Origin of the sequence: Acinetobacter sp. MYb191 (assembly GCF_037572605.1) — a bacterium.
Classification (GTDB): domain Bacteria; phylum Pseudomonadota; class Gammaproteobacteria; order Pseudomonadales; family Moraxellaceae; genus Acinetobacter; species Acinetobacter johnsonii.
The window spans coordinates 24,369-40,965 of sequence record NZ_JBBGZP010000017.1; the positions used below are offsets into that span (position 1 = coordinate 24,369).

16 protein-coding genes and 1 pseudogene are annotated in these 16,597 nt (G+C 43.3%); 11 read left to right on the forward strand and 6 right to left on the reverse strand.

What is annotated here, in order from left to right:
• The first annotated feature begins 112 nt into the window (after positions 1–112).
• On the forward strand, positions 113–637 hold the full coding sequence (ppa, locus tag WH214_RS12410; RefSeq protein ID WP_114836634.1) for an inorganic diphosphatase: 525 nt from the start codon (positions 113–115) through the stop codon (positions 635–637).
• Positions 638–741: 104 nt separating this feature from the next.
• Here ppa and WH214_RS12415 read toward each other — a convergent pair whose 3' ends face one another.
• Positions 742–2,067, reverse strand: coding sequence for an OprD family outer membrane porin (locus WH214_RS12415; protein ID WP_339421854.1), 1,326 nt, complete (start codon positions 2,065–2,067; stop codon positions 742–744).
• Positions 2,068–2,526: 459 nt separating this feature from the next.
• On the opposite strand from WH214_RS12415, the gene WH214_RS12420 reads away from it, so the two are divergent.
• Positions 2,527–3,297 (forward strand): TorF family putative porin, encoded by a 771-nt coding sequence (locus tag WH214_RS12420; protein ID WP_339421853.1) that lies wholly within the window; start codon positions 2,527–2,529, stop codon positions 3,295–3,297.
• A gap of 347 nt (positions 3,298–3,644) precedes the next feature.
• Complete coding sequence (locus WH214_RS12425) at positions 3,645–4,415, forward strand: TorF family putative porin (protein ID WP_058868716.1); 771 nt, start codon at positions 3,645–3,647, stop codon at positions 4,413–4,415.
• Between the two features lie 69 nt (positions 4,416–4,484).
• On the opposite strand, the gene WH214_RS12430 is transcribed toward WH214_RS12425, so the two are convergent.
• Positions 4,485–5,972, reverse strand: a complete 1,488-nt coding sequence (locus WH214_RS12430) for a YifB family Mg chelatase-like AAA ATPase (protein WP_279744567.1) — start codon at positions 5,970–5,972, stop codon at positions 4,485–4,487.
• Positions 5,973–6,037: 65 nt separating this feature from the next.
• Positions 6,038–6,265 (reverse strand): accessory factor UbiK family protein, encoded by a 228-nt coding sequence (locus tag WH214_RS12435; protein ID WP_004692854.1) that lies wholly within the window; start codon positions 6,263–6,265, stop codon positions 6,038–6,040.
• 275 nt (positions 6,266–6,540) lie between these two features.
• Here WH214_RS12435 and glnK point away from each other — a divergent pair, with 275 nt between their 5' ends.
• The 7 genes from glnK to WH214_RS12470 all read left to right on the forward strand — a co-directional run bounded on the left by glnK (position 6,541) and on the right by WH214_RS12470 (position 12,736).
• Positions 6,541–6,879, forward strand: a complete 339-nt coding sequence (gene glnK / locus WH214_RS12440) for a P-II family nitrogen regulator (RefSeq protein WP_004281042.1) — start codon at positions 6,541–6,543, stop codon at positions 6,877–6,879.
• A gap of 59 nt (positions 6,880–6,938) precedes the next feature.
• Positions 6,939–8,336, forward strand: coding sequence for an ammonium transporter (locus WH214_RS12445; protein WP_339421852.1), 1,398 nt, complete (start codon positions 6,939–6,941; stop codon positions 8,334–8,336).
• A gap of 151 nt (positions 8,337–8,487) precedes the next feature.
• Positions 8,488–8,946 (forward strand): transcriptional regulator NrdR, encoded by a 459-nt coding sequence (gene nrdR / locus WH214_RS12450; protein ID WP_004692852.1) that lies wholly within the window; start codon positions 8,488–8,490, stop codon positions 8,944–8,946.
• Between the two features lie 14 nt (positions 8,947–8,960).
• Positions 8,961–10,064, forward strand: coding sequence for a bifunctional diaminohydroxyphosphoribosylaminopyrimidine deaminase/5-amino-6-(5-phosphoribosylamino)uracil reductase RibD (ribD, locus tag WH214_RS12455; RefSeq protein WP_259234403.1), 1,104 nt, complete (start codon positions 8,961–8,963; stop codon positions 10,062–10,064).
• Entirely contained in the window at positions 10,061–11,359 is a 1,299-nt protein-coding gene (locus tag WH214_RS12460; protein WP_004692850.1) for a DNA adenine methylase, read from the forward strand. The genes ribD and WH214_RS12460 overlap by 4 nt, the downstream gene beginning before the upstream one ends.
• Before the next feature lie 23 nt (positions 11,360–11,382).
• The gene (locus WH214_RS12465) at positions 11,383–12,042 is read left to right on the forward strand and encodes a riboflavin synthase (RefSeq protein ID WP_010325687.1); all 660 of its coding nucleotides are present in this window, start codon (positions 11,383–11,385) and stop codon (positions 12,040–12,042) included.
• Positions 12,043–12,187: 145 nt separating this feature from the next.
• The gene (locus WH214_RS12470; protein WP_004692848.1) at positions 12,188–12,736 is read left to right on the forward strand and encodes a VTT domain-containing protein; all 549 of its coding nucleotides are present in this window, start codon (positions 12,188–12,190) and stop codon (positions 12,734–12,736) included.
• A gap of 85 nt (positions 12,737–12,821) precedes the next feature.
• Here the strand turns inward: WH214_RS12470 and blhA are convergent, their stop codons facing one another.
• The 3 genes and pseudogenes from blhA to WH214_RS12485 form a co-directional block, all read right to left on the reverse strand.
• On the reverse strand, positions 12,822–13,457 hold the full coding sequence (gene blhA, locus WH214_RS12475) for a cell division protein BlhA (protein WP_339421851.1): 636 nt from the start codon (positions 13,455–13,457) through the stop codon (positions 12,822–12,824).
• Between the two features lie 31 nt (positions 13,458–13,488).
• Positions 13,489–13,896, reverse strand: a complete 408-nt coding sequence (locus WH214_RS12480) for a DNA polymerase III subunit chi (protein ID WP_339421850.1) — start codon at positions 13,894–13,896, stop codon at positions 13,489–13,491.
• A pseudogene (locus WH214_RS12485) lies at positions 13,889–15,337 on the reverse strand (leucyl aminopeptidase). The gene WH214_RS12480 and the pseudogene WH214_RS12485 overlap by 8 nt, the downstream one beginning before the upstream one ends.
• Before the next feature lie 158 nt (positions 15,338–15,495).
• Here WH214_RS12485 and lptF point away from each other — a divergent pair.
• A complete protein-coding gene (gene lptF / locus WH214_RS12490) occupies positions 15,496–16,596 on the forward strand; it encodes an LPS export ABC transporter permease LptF (protein WP_004978580.1) in 1,101 nt (366 codons plus the stop codon).
• The last annotated feature ends 1 nt before the right edge of the window (position 16,597 follow it).

The window sequence follows — 16,597 nt, forward strand, 5'->3', positions numbered from 1 at the left end:
AACATACATATTTTCACCCAGTGGATGTATAATCGCAGAAATATTTTTTTCTCAAAAACCGTTATAATCGATGCGGTTTTTTAAAAGATTTAACTTGTTAAAGAGTGATGTTATGAGCTACAGCAATATCCCTGCGGGTAAAGATGCACCGAACGATATCTACGTGATCATCGAAATTCCTGCAAATGCAGCACCAATCAAATATGAAATTGATAAAGATTCGGATGCACTTTTTGTAGATCGTTTCATGGGTACAGCAATGTTCTACCCAGCGAACTATGGTTATGTACCAAACACCTTGTCTGAAGATGGTGACCCATTAGATGTACTTGTTGTAACGCCACATCCAGTTGAACCAGGTTCAGTGATTCGTTGCCGCCCTGTGGGTAAATTGAACATGGAAGATGACGGTGGTATCGATGCGAAATTAATCGCAGTTCCACACGACAAGTTAACGCCAATTTATAAAGATATTAAAGAGTACACGGATCTTCCACCTTTACTGATTCAACAAGTTGAACACTTCTTCGCTCACTATAAAGACTTAGAGCCAGGGAAGTGGGTTAAATTAACAGGTTGGGAAGGTTCAGAAGTTGCTAAGCAAGAAGTGCTTAAAGCAATCGAAGCAGCAAAATAATCCTGTCTATGAAGCCTCGATTGAACTGTGTTTGATTGTAGGCTTCAATAAAAAACCTGCACATTGTGCAGGTTTTTTTTATTAGATTAGCTTTTCCGTAGAAATTAGAAGAATTTCACAGGAATGTCTAACCAAACACGCCATTCGTTGGTGTCACCAATGTAGTTGCTTTGGTAGTTGTCACTTGCACGGTAGTACGAGTGGCGTAAACGTAAACTTGCATCTTTCGCGAAACCAGATTGAACTGTATATTTCACTTGGTTAAAGAATTCACGCTCTTGCTCGTCATCACTGATCATTGTGCCAGCATTGTCTGTCGCCTTGATGTCCCAGCCATAAACAAATGCAGAAGTCCAACTTAAACCAGGAACATTCACTGCACCGAAGTCAAAGGTATATTGCAATTGAACTGATTTTTCATCATTACCAATGAAGTCTGATAGGTAAGAGTTTGGTAAGTAAATGGTTTGATGACCATCGCCTACATTTTGACCTAAGCCGTAGTCATAACCCGTGTTACCAAAGTTCTGTTGGTAAGCAACCATCACATTGTGTGGGCCAGTGTTATAGGTTGTAGAGAATGCAAAAATCGAGTTGTCAAAAGAGTCGTTTGGTGAGCCGATTTGAGAATAAAGTTTAGTATTCGCTTCCTTATCCCATTCAGTGTAATAACCACTGAAATCGTAAGTTAATGCACTGTCATTTGCCAGAGCTTGCTTATAGTTGGCATTGATATAATGACGATCTAAACGGTCTTTGATGTCAGTACCAAAATAAGATGCATTGAATGCGTCATTAAATTTATACTTCGCACCCCAAACTACAGCACGATCTAATCTATTACCGTCACTTTTGATTTGGTCTGAATATTGGTTCTTAGTAAATTTACCTGCAGTCAACTCAAGACCGTTAATTTCACGACTTGTTGCCAAAACACCTTCAAAGTATTCAGGCACTAAACGAGCAGTGTTACTTGCCAGTACAGGTAAGTCTAGAACTTGTGTACCATAACGCACTTCAGTATTTGAAATACGTGCTTTTACGATACCACCACCACGTGCCCAATGGTCATATGCATCAACATGGCCATTTGCATCTTTGGCACCATCATTATGTAATGGAATCATGCCATTACCAGCGTGGTTGTTATCACCTAGCTTGAATGAAGCATCGCCAATGACACCAACACCAAAGCCAACGATACCTTGAGTATAACCAGACTCAATTTTAACCATCGCGGTTTGAGCTGCTGAACTTGTATCAGCTACGCCATTTTTCTTGTCGCGACTTAAATAACCAGTACGGAATAACACTGATCCTTCAGCGTCCTCAACGAAACCTTTAGATTCACTTTGCTCACTCGCAAAAGCTGTTGATATAAGTGCAGTTTGTACTAAAACTGCTAATGCTAATTTTTTTGTGTTTTGCATTGGGGAGCGAACCTTATACAAATTGGATGGAAAGAGAACAGCAATTGTATAAGTAATCGCTGAAAAATTGTCATTTTTATTTAACATATTCAACTAAAGTAATGCATTTTTTTGTAAGTGATATGTTTGAAATATTTTAATTTTGGTTAAAATATTCGGTTTGCTAAAATAAATCTTTATAAAACATCGAATTATTTTTCTCTTCTTAATTCTGTTTTTTGCTATGTATCGCAGAATATAATATATAGACTGTGAGGTCATTTTAGCTTATGAATCAAAGTGTTCAGTCATTTCTAGTCGTCTGGAATCGGTTCAGAATAACCCATACCCAGATTGACAAATGATGAATTACACAGCAGTTGCCTAGATAAAATTGACCCATTGTTAAAAAATAGCTTTAGAATTTATAGGTATGGAATCAGTAAGTGATTCATGTCTAAAGAGATTTTGAGAGCTTAAATGCATAAGAATTCACATAAAATTGCACTATTTTTAATTTTTTTCACTGGCAGTGTGTCGGTCAATGCAAGCGAGCCCCAGCAACAAAGCTCAGATGGCAGGCTTAGTGGAAGCCTTGCTGTGCTCAGTCAGTATATCTATCGTGGGGGTATTGAAAATGACCAGCCTACCCTGCAAGCAGGGCTTGAATATGAACATACATCTGGTCTATATGCAGGTTATTGGGCTTCGACATTGAATTATGATGCAGCGGATGTCAGTAAAGATCACGGTGTTGAGCATGATTTTTATATGGGTTATGCAGGCACACTCAGTCCAGATTTAAGCTACCGCTCACATATTGTGACTTATTTATATAATGATGGCGGCTCGGTCTATAGTGAAGATCGCACAGAACGCCGAAGTACGACTGGAGCGGAATTTGTAAATAGTCTGAGCTATAAAGACTTTGATGTAGGCGTCACGGTGGCTTTAGTGGATGTGAGCTATGCCAATGCGGGCGATACCTATTTAAGCCTTGCACATCATTATGCCCTTCCACAAAACTTTCAACTCAATAGTTCAATTGGTGCATCGATTTATCGTCAGCATGATGATGCCATACTCACTACAGAGAAGAACTTTACTGTTAATGAAGTTCGCTTAGGGCTGAGTAGACCCTTTGCAGAGACAGGTATCGAGATGTCTGCGGATTATATTTATGGTGTACATAATCGTATGGGAGAGGATTTAGAAGACCATCTGGTACTGGGTTTAACTTACAACTTCTAAATTCTGTAGATATGAAAAGTGCATCCAGATCGGTTGGGGATGCACTTTTTTTATGCACTTAAAAACGTACGTTCCAAAGATGAGTCTCAAAATAGCGCATATTGTAAACAATTATGTTTGGTTGATGAGCTTGGCTTCAATTCACCGCGAAGATGTTTAACGATCAAGCTAAGTGCGAGTTCAATTTTTTGTATTTTGTATAATTTAAACAAAAACAATTATTTATAATATTTTTGTAAAGGGCGTATCTGATGTTGGATTGAATGTGGCATAGCTATTGCTTCTACCTACATGAGTTTATCGAAATAACCAAAAAAACGTCGGATACGATGTGGGGGAATCAAACAATGAAATTTGCACTTAAAGCATTATCTTTAGCTGTGGTGGCTTCAGCTTCTACATTCACTTTCGCAGATGACGAGCCAGCATTACCGTTTGGTTTCTCTTTTAGTGGAAGTGCTGCTGTAACAACTGACTATCGTTTCCGTGGTTTAACTCAAACCCAAAATGATCCAGCGGTACAAGCGGGCTTTACTTTGGCACATGACTCAGGCTTGTATTTGGGTCTTTGGGGTTCAAATGTTGATTTTGGCGAAGGTTCACCGAGTTTAGAACTCGATCCATCGATTGGTTTTGCAACAACATTAGAAAGCTTTGCCAGCAAACCAGTGCTTGATGTGGGTATGGTGTACTACAACTATCCAAGTGCAGATGATCTGAACTGGTTAGAGTTTTATGGCAAATTAACCTTTGCGAGTGTCTTCACTGAAGGGGACAGTCTACTGACCAATGTGAACTATACCAATGATTATGTTGCAGCAGATACAGACAGCTGGAACATCAATGCAGGTTATGCAATTCCATTTGGTTCAACGGGCTTTGGTGGCGTTGCGAATGTGGGTTATACCGTGGTCAGTGATGAAGATAAATATTCATTTGGTGATGATGACAATTATGTCGATTGGAAAGTAGGTGTGACCTATGCATTCCAGTCTATTCCTGGCGCAACAGCAGAATTGGCAGCGGTAGGAACCAATATTGATACTGATAATCTGGATCATGTGACAGCACGTGGTGTAGAAACAGGTGCCGTGTTTACCTTAACTAAAACTTTCTAAGTTTTAGCATCTTCAAAACCCCTCTAGTCATAGGACTGGAGGGGTTTTTCTATGTGGAATTTAGCAATTTTAGGCATTTTGCTGTCGGTAGGAGAGAGCTTCGGTCAAATGTCCTGTTTGGATGTGCTCTGACTGGGCCAAATCCGCAATGGTTCTGGCCACTCTTAAAATCCGATGATAACCCCGAGCAGACAAATTTAAACGCTGCTGTGCTTTTTCAAAGATTAAAGCCGCTTGTCCATCTAGCGGTGCGAATTGTTCGAGTTGTTTGGGTGATAAAGCCATATTGAGACAAGCTTGGCGTTGCATTTGCCATTCATAAGCTTGAATCACGCGTTCACGTACAGTTGCCGAGTCTTCTACGGCTTGTGTGTCCTGCAATTCAGAAGCATGCAAGGGTGGTACATCAATATGTAAATCAATTCGATCCAGCAAAGGCCCGGAAATACGGTTTTGGTAGCGCTTAATCGCCTCGGCTGAGCACTGGCAACGGCTATCTTGATTAAAAGCATAACCACAGGGACACGGATTCATTGCGGCAATCAGTTGGAAATTGGCTGGAAAGGTGATCTGCCGTGAAGCACGCGAAATCACAATCTCTTTGGCTTCAATCGGCTGTCTTAAAACCTCTAAAACCTTGCGGTCAAACTCTGGTAGTTCATCTAAAAACAGCACGCCTTTATGTGCCAAAGTAATTTCACCAGGTTTGGGTTGTGACCCGCCACCGACTAAGGCAACTGCAGAAGCTGTATGGTGCGGTGCACGAAATGGCCGCTGTCCAAAAGGATGTTGATGATTGGCCACCGAGTAAATACTCGCCACTTCCAAATTCTCTTGCGTGTTCAAGGGCGGTAGAATACTGGCTAAACGTGAAGCCAATAGGGTTTTCCCTGTCCCTGGCGGTCCTTTAAACAGTAAAGAATGACCACCTGCTGCCGCAATCTCTAAGGCACGTCTCGGACGTAGTTGACCTTTAACATCGGCCAAATCAAATTTGTAATGTTGGGAGGCTTTTAGCGCCGTGGGTTGAAACTGTTGGATGAGATGGTTTTGCGACAGATGCTCACAGACTTGTTTTAAATGTTGCGCTGCAAACACTTGGAAGTTGGGCAGTTGAGAGGCTTCTTGCGCATTGGCCTCAGGTAAAATCAGTTGATGTCCAGCTTGCTGGCAGGCAATTGCAATACTTAAAGTACCTGAAATTGGTCGCAGTTGCCCATCAAGTGCCAACTCACCTATAAATTCAAAATTTTCAGTTCCTTGCTCAGGGAGCTGACCAGAGGCAATTAAAATACCCAGTGCAATAGGCAAATCCAGTCGTGAGCTGTCTTTGGGCAGATCTGCAGGTGCAAGGTTAATGGTGAGGCGTTTGGTCGGAAACTGAAAGCCACTATTGATAATGGCGGAGCGCACCCGATCTTTGCTTTCCCGAACGGCTGCTTCAGGAAGCCCCACAATGGTTAAAGAGGGTAGTCCTTGGCTCAGATGAACTTCAACTTCAACCGAAGGTGCGTGTAAACCGAGCAAAGCTCGAGTGTAAATTTTGGCAAAAGACATCTTTTGTTCCATTATAGTGCATTATTTTAATTCGTTATGCGTCTTTTGTTGCACCAAACAGGTGCTCATTTTTTGTTCTGAATGCGTAACTCTAAAGCTTCCACTTGTTTCAATAAATCATTTAAACGCAAATTGGCATTATTCAGTGCAGTACGTTGACGTTCAATTTCATCTTTGGAAACCAAATCCATCTTGGTGACTGCTTCATTCAGCAGTGCGCGTAAATTATGTTCTAAGTCTTGTTTAGGTTGTTCGACTTGTTCCAGTATGGCTTGTAATAAAGTTTCAATCATTTCTATATCCAACAGTTGGAGAAGTGACAGCAGTGTACCATTGCTGCTTCTGACTCTATAGCCTTTCAGATGAAATATGATTTCATCGATTGTAAAAAAATCATAAATCTTCGACTAAAAAACCTGAATTTTGAAGCTCAAAACGCATTTAAATGTATAGAATAGGGTATAAAGAAAACTCATGTCAGACTTTCTTTTCCCCCCAACCTAAGAATTTTTGGCATGAAATTTGAACATAAAACCTTACTGGTGAAATAAGCCGAAGGAAAACAAACATGAAGCTCGTAACTGCAATTGTAAAACCGTTTAAATTGGATGATGTGCGTGAAGCACTGTCTGAAATTGGTGTTCAAGGGATCACGGTAACTGAAGTCAAAGGCTTTGGTCGTCAAAAAGGTCATACTGAACTTTATCGTGGCGCTGAATATGTTGTTGATTTCTTACCAAAAGTAAAAATCGAAATCGCGATCAGTGATGAAATGGTCGACGCGGTGATTGAGTCAATCACACGTGTGGCTAGTACAGGAAAAATTGGCGACGGTAAAATTTTCGTCACAAATTTAGAGCAAGTCATCCGTATCCGTACAGGTGAAACAGGTGCCGATGCCGTTTAATTTGGCATGAAGTTTGCTGAGTAACACATAACTCGCACAAATTAGGTTGGGGGATACGAATGAAAAAGATGCTATTCGCGCTGAGCTTATCTGGCGCACTTTTAGGTGGTTCTGTTGCTTGGGCTGAAGAAGCAGCAACAGAACCAACTCCATCAGAACAAGTCACAGTGGTTGAAACAACGGATGTGGCTGCTCCAGCAGTACAAGCGGTTGAAGCCGTTGCTGCTCCAGTAGAAGCACCTGCAGAAGAAGAACCAACATTAGATACAGGTGATACGGCGTGGATTTTAGTCTCCACAGCACTGGTTTTATTAATGACCATTCCAGGTTTAGCGTTATTCTACGGCGGTATGGTTCGTAAGAAAAACGTCTTAAGCACTATGGCACATAGCTTTGTTGCTGCGGCAGTGGTGAGTATTGCATGGGTCATCATTGGTTATACATTGGCCTTTGGTGAGGGCAATGCCTTTATCGGTGGCTTAGATAAGTTCATGCTGACTGGGATCACCACAGATGCACTCACAGGGACGATTCCTGAAGTTCTATTCGTTATTTTCCAAATGACCTTTGCCATCATTACGGTTGCCATTATTAGTGGTTCAATTGCAGAACGGATGAAATTCGGCGCATTTATCGCTTTTATCTCGATTTGGGTAGTCGTGGTTTATGCACCAATTACTCACTGGGTATGGGGCGGTGGCTGGTTAGCAAATGATGGTGCACTCGACTTTGCTGGCGGTACCGTTGTACACATCAACTCAGGTGTGGCAGGTTTGGTTGCTGCATACATGCTCGGTAAACGTATGGGCTTAGGCCGTGAATCAATGGCTCCACACAACTTGGCATTAACCGTTGTGGGTGCAAGCCTACTGTGGGTCGGTTGGTTTGGTTTCAATGGTGGTTCTGCATTGGGCGCAAACGGCTCAGCAGGTTATGCATTGCTCGTGACTCAAGTAGCAGCAGCAGCAGCGGCAATCTCTTGGTTAATTACTGAAAAAGTTGCACGTGGTAAAGGTTCAGTACTCGGTGCTGCATCTGGTGCGGTTGCTGGTCTGGTCGTGATTACACCAGCAGCAGGCTTTGTGACTGTCGGCGGCGCACTGGCGATGGGTTTAATCGGTGGTGTGGTGTGCTTCTGGGGTATCAGTGCATTGAAACGTGCTTTAAAAGCCGATGACTCTTTAGATGCGTTTGGTTTACACGGTGTGGGTGGTATCGTGGGTGCAATCTTAACAGCATTCTTTGCCAGCGACTTCATCATGGGCGACAAAGCACCAAGTGATGTGATGCATCAACTTTGGGTTCAAGTTGAAGGGGTATTGGCAACGATTGCATACTCAGCAGTATTAACCTTCATTATCTTAAAAGTGATTGATCTGGTGATTGGAATTCGCGTTGAATCTGATGATGAACGTATGGGCCTAGACTTGAGCCAACATGGCGAACGCGTGGACTAATCAATAGAATAATAAATAAACAGTATAATCAATATATTGTGTGAAACAGCCCGAAAGGGCTGTTTTTTTTCTATATCTAGCGTAAAACTCTACAAAACACCGAATTTTTGCTACACTCTAAAACCATTCAAATTTGTTCAATTTAACCACTATGCATTGTCCATTTTGCAACGCTGAAGACAGTAAGGTGATCGACTCACGTTTGGCCGCTGAAGGTTGTCAAATTCGTCGTCGTCGTGAATGTATTAGTTGTGGTGAACGATTCACAACCTTTGAAAGTTATGAAGTGGTCATGCCTCGTGTGATCAAGTCGGATGGCAAAAGTGAACCTTTTGATGAAGCAAAATTGCGTCGCTCCTTGATGCATGCTTTACAAAAACGTCCCGTGACGCAAGAGCAAATTGAAACCGTCTTGAGCGATATTCAGCTACAAATCCGCCGTTTAGGTGAGCGTGATGTGAAATCACGCACCATTGGTGAAATTGTCATGCAATCTTTATTTTCGTTAGATCATGTTGCATATGTGCGTTTTGCATCGGTCTATCAAGACTTTCAAGATGTCGACGCCTTTCGCCACCAAATTGAACAAATGCAACAACGTGAACATTAAGCGAGTTGGCATCCATGTCTGAATTACAGTCTAATGCTTTACAAGCTGACCAAGCTTGGATGAAACAAGCGATTGTTTTAGCACTGCAAGGTCAATACAGCACCAAGCCAAATCCAAATGTAGGCTGTGTCATTGTCAAGGATGGGCAGTTGTTGGGGACGGGTTATCACCCTAAAGCGGGTCAGCCACATGCAGAAGTTTTTGCGATGCGCGAAGCGGGTGAGCAGATCCAAGGCGCAACGGCTTATGTCACTTTAGAACCTTGTGCGCATTATGGGCGTACACCGCCGTGTGCCAAAGGTTTGGTCGAGGCAGGTGTAGCGCGTGTTGTGATTGCCTGTCCAGATCCCAACCCCTTGGTGGCCGGTAAAGGGGTACAAATTTTAAAAGAAGCAGGCATTGAGGTTGATGTCGGTATTTGTCAAGCCGAAGCACATCAGTTGAATGCCGGCTTTTTAAAAGCCATGGCTACTGGCATGCCTTATGTGCGTTTAAAAGTTGCCTCTAGTTTAGATGGTCGAACGGCGATGGCTTCGGGTGAGTCAAAATGGATTACAGGCCCAGCTGCACGTTTAGATGTTCAGCATTTTCGTGCCATTTCTGGCGTCGTGATCACTGGGATTGAAACGGTACTGGCTGATGATCCGCAGCTCAATGTCAGACAGCTTCAGAGTGTTGCGGATCTGACAACAGTTGTACAACCAAAACGTCTGGTGTTAGACCGTCAAGGCCGCTTGCCGCTGACGGCCCAAATTTTACAGCAGCCGGATACCGTGATGGTGATGGGGCCTTATCGTCAAGCATTGGCTGATTTAGGCGTGATACAGTTTGCTGTACAGCCTTTAGATCAGTTATTAACGCAGTTGGTTCAATCGCATCAAATTTACGATGTCATGGTTGAAGCAGGTGCAACGTTATCGACAGCTTTTTTACAAGAGAAGTTGGTCGATGAAATGATTAGTTATGTGGCACCGACCTTATTGGGTCAGTCTGCACGTGCAATGTTCAATGCTGAGTTTTCTCAGATGGCAGAGCAACTCCGCTTTAAGCTCATGGATGTCACACAATTGGGTGATGATGTGCGCTTAACTCTTATCCCTTCTCAAGAGTCATTATGAGTTCAGAGTCTACGGTTTATCATAAACGTCGTCACGCGGCACGTACCACCGATGAATATCTATTTCATCAACTTGTTCCTTATTTAGGGAATAAGCGCCGTCTGTTGCATCTGATTTTAGAGGCACTCGAGAGTACAGGGACTTTAAACCGTGCAGATGGTCGTGCGCCTATTTTTGCTGACTTCTTTGCGGGTTCGGGCGTGGTCTCGCGTTTGGCACGTCAAAATGGTTATCGTGTGATTGCCAACGACTGGGAACCGTATAGCCATGCGCTGAACCATGCCATTTTGGCTTGTACCGAAGCTCCTGCATTTAAAGAGTTGGGTGGTTATCAAAAAGCCATTGATTATTTAAACCGCTTGCCTGAAGTTAAGGGCTGGGTAACGCATAATCTGTGTCCGCGAAATGATGAGATCTATGATCCAAGCCGAGATCGTTTGTTCTTCAAACGTCGCAACGGCATGCGTATCGATGCGATTCGTCAGCAAATTGCCACATGGCAGGCACAAGGTGCAATCGATGATGTGGAGATGTCTGCTTTATTGGCACCGCTGCTGTATTCAGCCAGTTTTGTCAGCAATACTTCCGGCGTCTTTAAGAGCTTCCACCACGGCTGGGGGGGTAAAACCCAAACAGCGTTAGAACGGATTGAATCCTTGCTGTGGTTGACCCCAAGTCGCTTTAGTGAAGTGGGTGATAATAAGCAAAAGAACCCGATGGCTGAAATGTGGTGTGTCGATGCACAGCATTTGGCAAACCAAATGAGCAGTTTTGAGGTCGATGTAGCTTATCTAGATCCACCCTATAACCAACATGCCTACAGCAGTAATTATCATGTCTTAAATGCTTTAACGCTATGGGATCAGGTGGATTTGCCGACACCAGACACCAAAGGTTTTAAAAGCGGAATTGACCGTGCGTGGCGCAAAGAGCGTCCGAGTCCTTATAACTCGTCAAAGTATGCCAAAGAGGCATATGAAAAATTACTTTCTACCATCAATGCACGTTACATTCTGACCAGTTATTCAACCGATGGTAATATTGAAGCAGGGGACTTGCTCAAAGCCAATTTGGAGCGAGGTCGTGTGACTTTATTAACGCAGGATGTACCGCGTTATCGCGTGAGTAAGCAGCGTCAGTCTGAGCGTGCGCGTGTGTTAGAGTTTATTGTGATCACTGATACCCATGCCAAGTCAGGTCCGCCAATTCGTCAGCTGCTTGGACAGTTATACCATTATGCCGAATTGGGCGGGGTGGATACATCTGGGGTCACGACACAGTTGGCGCTGTGGTAAAAATATAGAGGTAGAAATAAGAAATGTTTACAGGGATCATCGAAAGTCTAGGCACAGTTGAAAGCGTACAAAATGTCGGTGGCGATGTGCGGTTGCGCATTGGTACAGATCTTGATATGTCAGATGTACATTTGGGTGACTCGATTGCCACCAATGGCATTTGCCTCACAGTGATTGACTGGGGTGAGCATTGGTATGCTGCCGATGTTTCACGTGAAAGTTTGAACCGAACCACACTGGCCCACTGGAAAGTTGGACAACGTGTCAATGTGGAAAAGGCGATGTTGCCCACAACACGTTTTGGTGGACACATTGTGTCAGGTCATGTCGATGCTGTGGGTGAAATCACGGTTGTGCGTGAAGATGCACGTTCGCTTTATTTTGAAGTAACTGCGCCAGCTGAGATTGCACGTTACTTGGCAGAAAAAGGCTCGATCACGGTCGATGGGATCAGTTTAACCATTAATCATTTGCGTGGCCGTATTTTAAGCCTCAATTTAATTCCACATACGGCTGAACGAACCAACATTGGAACGTGGAAGGCAGGGAGTCAAGTGAACCTTGAAGTGGATGTGTTAGCACGCTACATTGAACGTCTGATGATGGGCGATAAAGCTGCGGAAACTCCCCCACAATCTAAAATTAGTTTAGACTTTTTGGCACAAAATGGTTTCTTGAAATAGAAAAATCGTTTAGATTGCAGCAAGAATAGACAAAAGATGAGCTCCCTATTTGCCCAAAATGAGGGAGTTTTTCTTTTGAAATGAATAGGTAAGCAATTGAGTATGATGAAAGATAGTACGCAGTTCATTGCACGGATAGGTGACAATGATTGATTTTTTTCTCCATCTAGAACAATTATTGCCCGTACTGCTTGCAGAATACGGCCTTTGGATTTATGCGATTCTTTTTCTGATTATTTTTGCAGAAACGGGCTTCGTTTTTATGTTCTTTTTGCCAGGTGACAGTTTACTGATTGCCATTGGTGCCTTATGTTCCAGCTCGGATTTAATCCATATCCACACCATGGGTATTTTGATGATGATTGCTGCGGTATTGGGTTATATCGTCAATTATTATACCGGTCAGAAGCTGGGCTTTAAATTTGCCCATCAGCATTCGCGTTGGCTGAAACCCGAATATATGATGAAGACCAATCAATATTTCTTAAAGCATGGCGGTAAAACCATTTTAGTGGCACGTTTTATTCCTTTTGTGCGTTCTTTCGCGCCTTTTGCTGCGGGCGCAGGGCATATGAGCTTGGCGACTTTTATGTGGTACAACGTGACCGGTGGCCTGATTTGGATTGGTAGTTTGTTGGCGATTGGTTATGGTGTGGGCAATACTTTATCGTTTATGGTTGATGTGTTGGTTTGAGATCGAGACAGACTACATCAGCCGAGCAAAACAAGGGTGCATAAAAAAACTCACCGAAGTGAGTTTGAGTGGAAGCCAAGGTCTGTTAAGTAGAATTGGACACCACTTCATCAGAAAAGTTTGAATTTTTTAAAATATAGTCAATTTCCTCTTGAGCCGCGGCTTGTAGCTTACTGCGATAGCTGGCTACGGACTCTTCAATTAAGGTTTCCGCTTCAAGCTCTAAACGTAAACGCACACTTTCTAACTCAGACAAAATTTGTGAGTCATCAATGCCAAATTTACCTTTGGCATAGTCCAGAGCTTGTTCAGGCGTTTTCTCATAGCGTGCGGTATAGCTCGAAATTTCTTGATCGACACTTTGACGCATCACATTTAAAGCTTGGGTTTGCTCATTGAACTGACGGATTTCATCTTTTTTGAGGCTTTCCGCATAAGCTTCCTGCGCTGCGCGTTTGTCTGCCAGTGATTTTTCCAACGCTTGTTGTTTACGAATTCGCGCTTCTTCAATCAGCTGTGCTTTCAGATCGGCATATGCTTGTTCAATTCGTTGGGTAGAGACGGCTTGAGCGCGTTGGTCTTGTTCAATCCAACTGTGCAAACCTGTTTCAGGTTTGAGTACATCGCAGACGCGACTCAGGTCATCAATAAAGGCCTGACGAACAGCATCAGGTACATTTAACCAACGCTGTTTAAAATCTGGACCAACATTCAATGCCACTACGCATCTCCTTATTTAGACGGGGAATCATTTAAAGCTTGAAGGTTCGAGCTTCAACTCCGAGACGTCTATATTGTTTAAATTTTTCACGACCTTGTTGTTTGGCCGATTCGTTATTTTCAATAATTTCTATAATGTGGCTAAATTTTTCGAACTGTTCAAGAGCTTGATCGTTAAAATTGAACACAATCCAGTCAGATTGCTCAGGCAGTTGAGCTGAGATACAAATGCGCGCATCGATTTGATCAATGCCATGCGGAATAAAGCTCGTGTCATCAAAACTCCACAAACGTTCATCCAATTGCTGTTGTAGTTCAGGGTCGCTTGCATACAGCCAGATTCGCTCTGACTGACGCAAGATTTTTCGACATAAACGACAAGCACTTTCGACTTGTCGTTCAGGACTTTGTTCAAACAGATAAAAGCTAATATTAGCCATTAGACTGCGCACGATGAGCTAAGAATTGCATCAGTAAAGGCACTGGACGCCCTGTTGCTCCTTTATTGGCACCCGAATTCCATGCTGTACCTGCAATGTCTAAGTGCGCCCAACGGTAATCACGGGTGAAGCGTTGTAAGAAGCAAGCCGCAGTCACAGCACCAGCTTTAGGCCCGCCAATGTTGGCAATATCGGCAAATGGGGAGTCTAACTGTTCTTGATAGTCATCAATCACAGGCATGCGCCAGACGCGGTCAAAGCTATTTTGACCTGCTTCAGATAGTTCGGCCGCCAGTTTGTCATCTGGGGTAAACATACCCGTTAAGACTGAACCGAGTGCCACGACACAGGCACCTGTTAAGGTTGCAATATCAATGACCAATTCAGGGTTAAAGCGTTTTACATAGGTCAATGTGTCGCACAGCACCAAACGACCTTCTGCATCGGTATTTAAAATTTCAACGGTTTGACCGCTCATGGTGCTCACGATGTCACCCGGACGTGTAGCTTTTCCTGACGGCATATTTTAAGCTGCAGCAATCGTACCTACGACATGAATGGCTAAACGTGATTAACACAGAGCACGGAGTGTCCCTAGAACCGATGCTGCACCACACATGTCATATTTCATTTCATCCATACCAGCGCCCGGTTTCAATGAAATGCCACCTGTATCAAAGGTGATTCCTTTACCGACCAAGACCACTGGGGCTTCAGTACGTTCAGCTTGATACTCAAGGGTAATGATACGGCCTGGGCGGTCTGAACCTTTGCTCACCGCAAGGAAGGAATGCATGCCCAGATCAGCCATTTGCTGCTCATCAAGGACATTAACACGGAGTAGGTCAGGATATTGAGCTGCCAGTTCTAAGGCTTGCTCTGCCAAATATTCAGGGAAACAGATATTACCCGGACGGTTGCCTAAGTCACGAGCAAAGCTTTGACCAGATTGCACGGCTTCAATCAATTTAAGTTGTACAGCATTCAGCGGCGACTCAGCGGCAATCAGGCTGATCTGTTCAAGCACGTTGTCGGCTTTTTTCGATTTGAATTCATCAAAAGCATATGCCGCTTGCGTCAAACTGAGGGCAAATAAATAATGGAGTTCAGCTGGAAGAGCAGAAAGGTCAAGGCTGATGTGTTTGAATTTTTTTTGTGAAGCTTTGATAATGGTTTGAGCAATTTTCACCAGCTTTGCCGCTTGTAATTCAGCTGCTTTACCGACACCCACCAAGGCCGCATTGGGGCTTGCAGGAATTTGACCAATGAGGCTCAAGGTTTCATTGAACGCGGCTTTAAATTGAGTCGCTTCAATTAAGTTGTTTAAATCATTAATTTGATAAGCATTTGCAAGGTGTTGCGTGTTTTCAGAATCTACTAATATCAACAAAAATTGGCTAGACGTATTCTCTGTGAATGACGTATTAATAGAGAGTTTCATAAGTTTTATTTAAGCCTTATAAAGTTTGAAAATGATTAAACCACTGAAACATTAACATGAATAGAGTTGCAAAGTGCAACAAGAGTACAGGTTTTATATTTTCACTATTCGGGTAAACTAGCGCTAGTTTTTATTCACCTATTTTTGGAAGAATTAATTTGATTATTCGGCGTTATCTGGTCAAACAAGTGGTGTCGACATCCTTGGTTGTGATCGCCTTATTGACCTTGATCATGATGGGCGGTCGTTTGATCAAGTATTTTGGCGTAGCCGCGCAGGGTCGCTTAGATGCAGGTATTTTATTTAGCATTATTGGCTATCGTTTGCCTGAATTTTTAACGCTGATTCTTCCTCTAGGCTTTTTTATTGGACTGATGCTGGTTTTTGGTCGTCTGTATGTCGATCATGAAATGGCGGTACTCAATGGCAGTGGCGTCAGTCGTAACCAATTGGGGCGACTGCTGATTCCTATGACCGTGGTGTTTCTTGCCGTTCAGGCAGTGCTGATGCTTTGGATGGCGCCGTGGGGTGTTCGTCAGTTTGAGCAGCTCACCACCAGTCAGGCGGTGCGTACCGGTTTTGATTTGGTTCGACCCAAAGAGTTTATTTCATCGGGTCCTTATACCATTTATGCGGGTGATTTATCCGAAGACCGTAAAAACCTCAAAGACATCTTCTTCTATCAACGCGCTGAAGCAGAAGGTAAGCCTGATGTGATGATTTTGGCCAAAGAAGCCACGCGGGTTGAAATTGAAAATGATCCAGCCAATGTGGTGGATTTGGTGCAAGGTCGCCGTTATGAAATCTATCCGGGACAGCCACGGTATAGCCAAGCCGAGTTCCAGTCTTATCGCCTACGCTTAGAAAATGATAAAGAAGCAAAGTTTGAAAGCGCCGATGTTGAAGCATTGTCCACCATGAAACTTTGGGATAATCGTCATGATCCTGTTGTGGCGAGTGAGTTGGGCTGGCGTATTTTTGTACCGTTTGCCATTGTAGTGGCGTTGCTTCTCGCTGTGGCTTTATCTGAAGTGAGTCCACGCCAAGGACGTTACTTAAAGCTGTTTCCTGCATTGCTTATTTTTGCCAGTTTAATCGTGGCGCTGATGGCCATTAAAACCCGAGTCAGTAAAGAAGAAATGGGGATTTGGGCATATCCAATGATCTTGGTGATCTATGCGATAGCAGCGGCTTTGTTTTCGCGTAAACAAAAGCTGGCCCCGAAAATTAAGAAAACATTACAACGAGCGGGGTCTTAAT

Bases quoted from the DNA above. Each gene is read 5' to 3' on its own strand.
- WH214_RS12420 (WP_339421853.1), top strand. From the start codon at position 2,527: ATGCATAAGAATTCACATAAAATTGCACTATTTTTAATTTTTTTCACT.
- WH214_RS12430 (WP_279744567.1), bottom strand. From the start codon at position 5,972: ATGTCTTTTGCCAAAATTTACACTCGAGCTTTGCTCGGTTTACACGCA.
- glnK (WP_004281042.1), top strand. From the start codon at position 6,541: ATGAAGCTCGTAACTGCAATTGTAAAACCGTTTAAATTGGATGATGTG.
- WH214_RS12465 (WP_010325687.1), top strand. From the start codon at position 11,383: ATGTTTACAGGGATCATCGAAAGTCTAGGCACAGTTGAAAGCGTACAA.
- WH214_RS12460 (WP_004692850.1), top strand. From the start codon at position 10,061: ATGAGTTCAGAGTCTACGGTTTATCATAAACGTCGTCACGCGGCACGT.
- WH214_RS12445 (WP_339421852.1), top strand. From the start codon at position 6,939: ATGAAAAAGATGCTATTCGCGCTGAGCTTATCTGGCGCACTTTTAGGT.
- WH214_RS12480 (WP_339421850.1), bottom strand. From the start codon at position 13,896: ATGGCTAATATTAGCTTTTATCTGTTTGAACAAAGTCCTGAACGACAA.
- WH214_RS12470 (WP_004692848.1), top strand. From the start codon at position 12,188: ATGATTGATTTTTTTCTCCATCTAGAACAATTATTGCCCGTACTGCTT.
- nrdR (WP_004692852.1), top strand. From the start codon at position 8,488: ATGCATTGTCCATTTTGCAACGCTGAAGACAGTAAGGTGATCGACTCA.
- WH214_RS12425 (WP_058868716.1), top strand. From the start codon at position 3,645: ATGAAATTTGCACTTAAAGCATTATCTTTAGCTGTGGTGGCTTCAGCT.
- WH214_RS12415 (WP_339421854.1), bottom strand. From the start codon at position 2,067: ATGCAAAACACAAAAAAATTAGCATTAGCAGTTTTAGTACAAACTGCA.
- ribD (WP_259234403.1), top strand. From the start codon at position 8,961: ATGTCTGAATTACAGTCTAATGCTTTACAAGCTGACCAAGCTTGGATG.
- ppa (WP_114836634.1), top strand. From the start codon at position 113: ATGAGCTACAGCAATATCCCTGCGGGTAAAGATGCACCGAACGATATC.
- WH214_RS12435 (WP_004692854.1), bottom strand. From the start codon at position 6,265: ATGATTGAAACTTTATTACAAGCCATACTGGAACAAGTCGAACAACCT.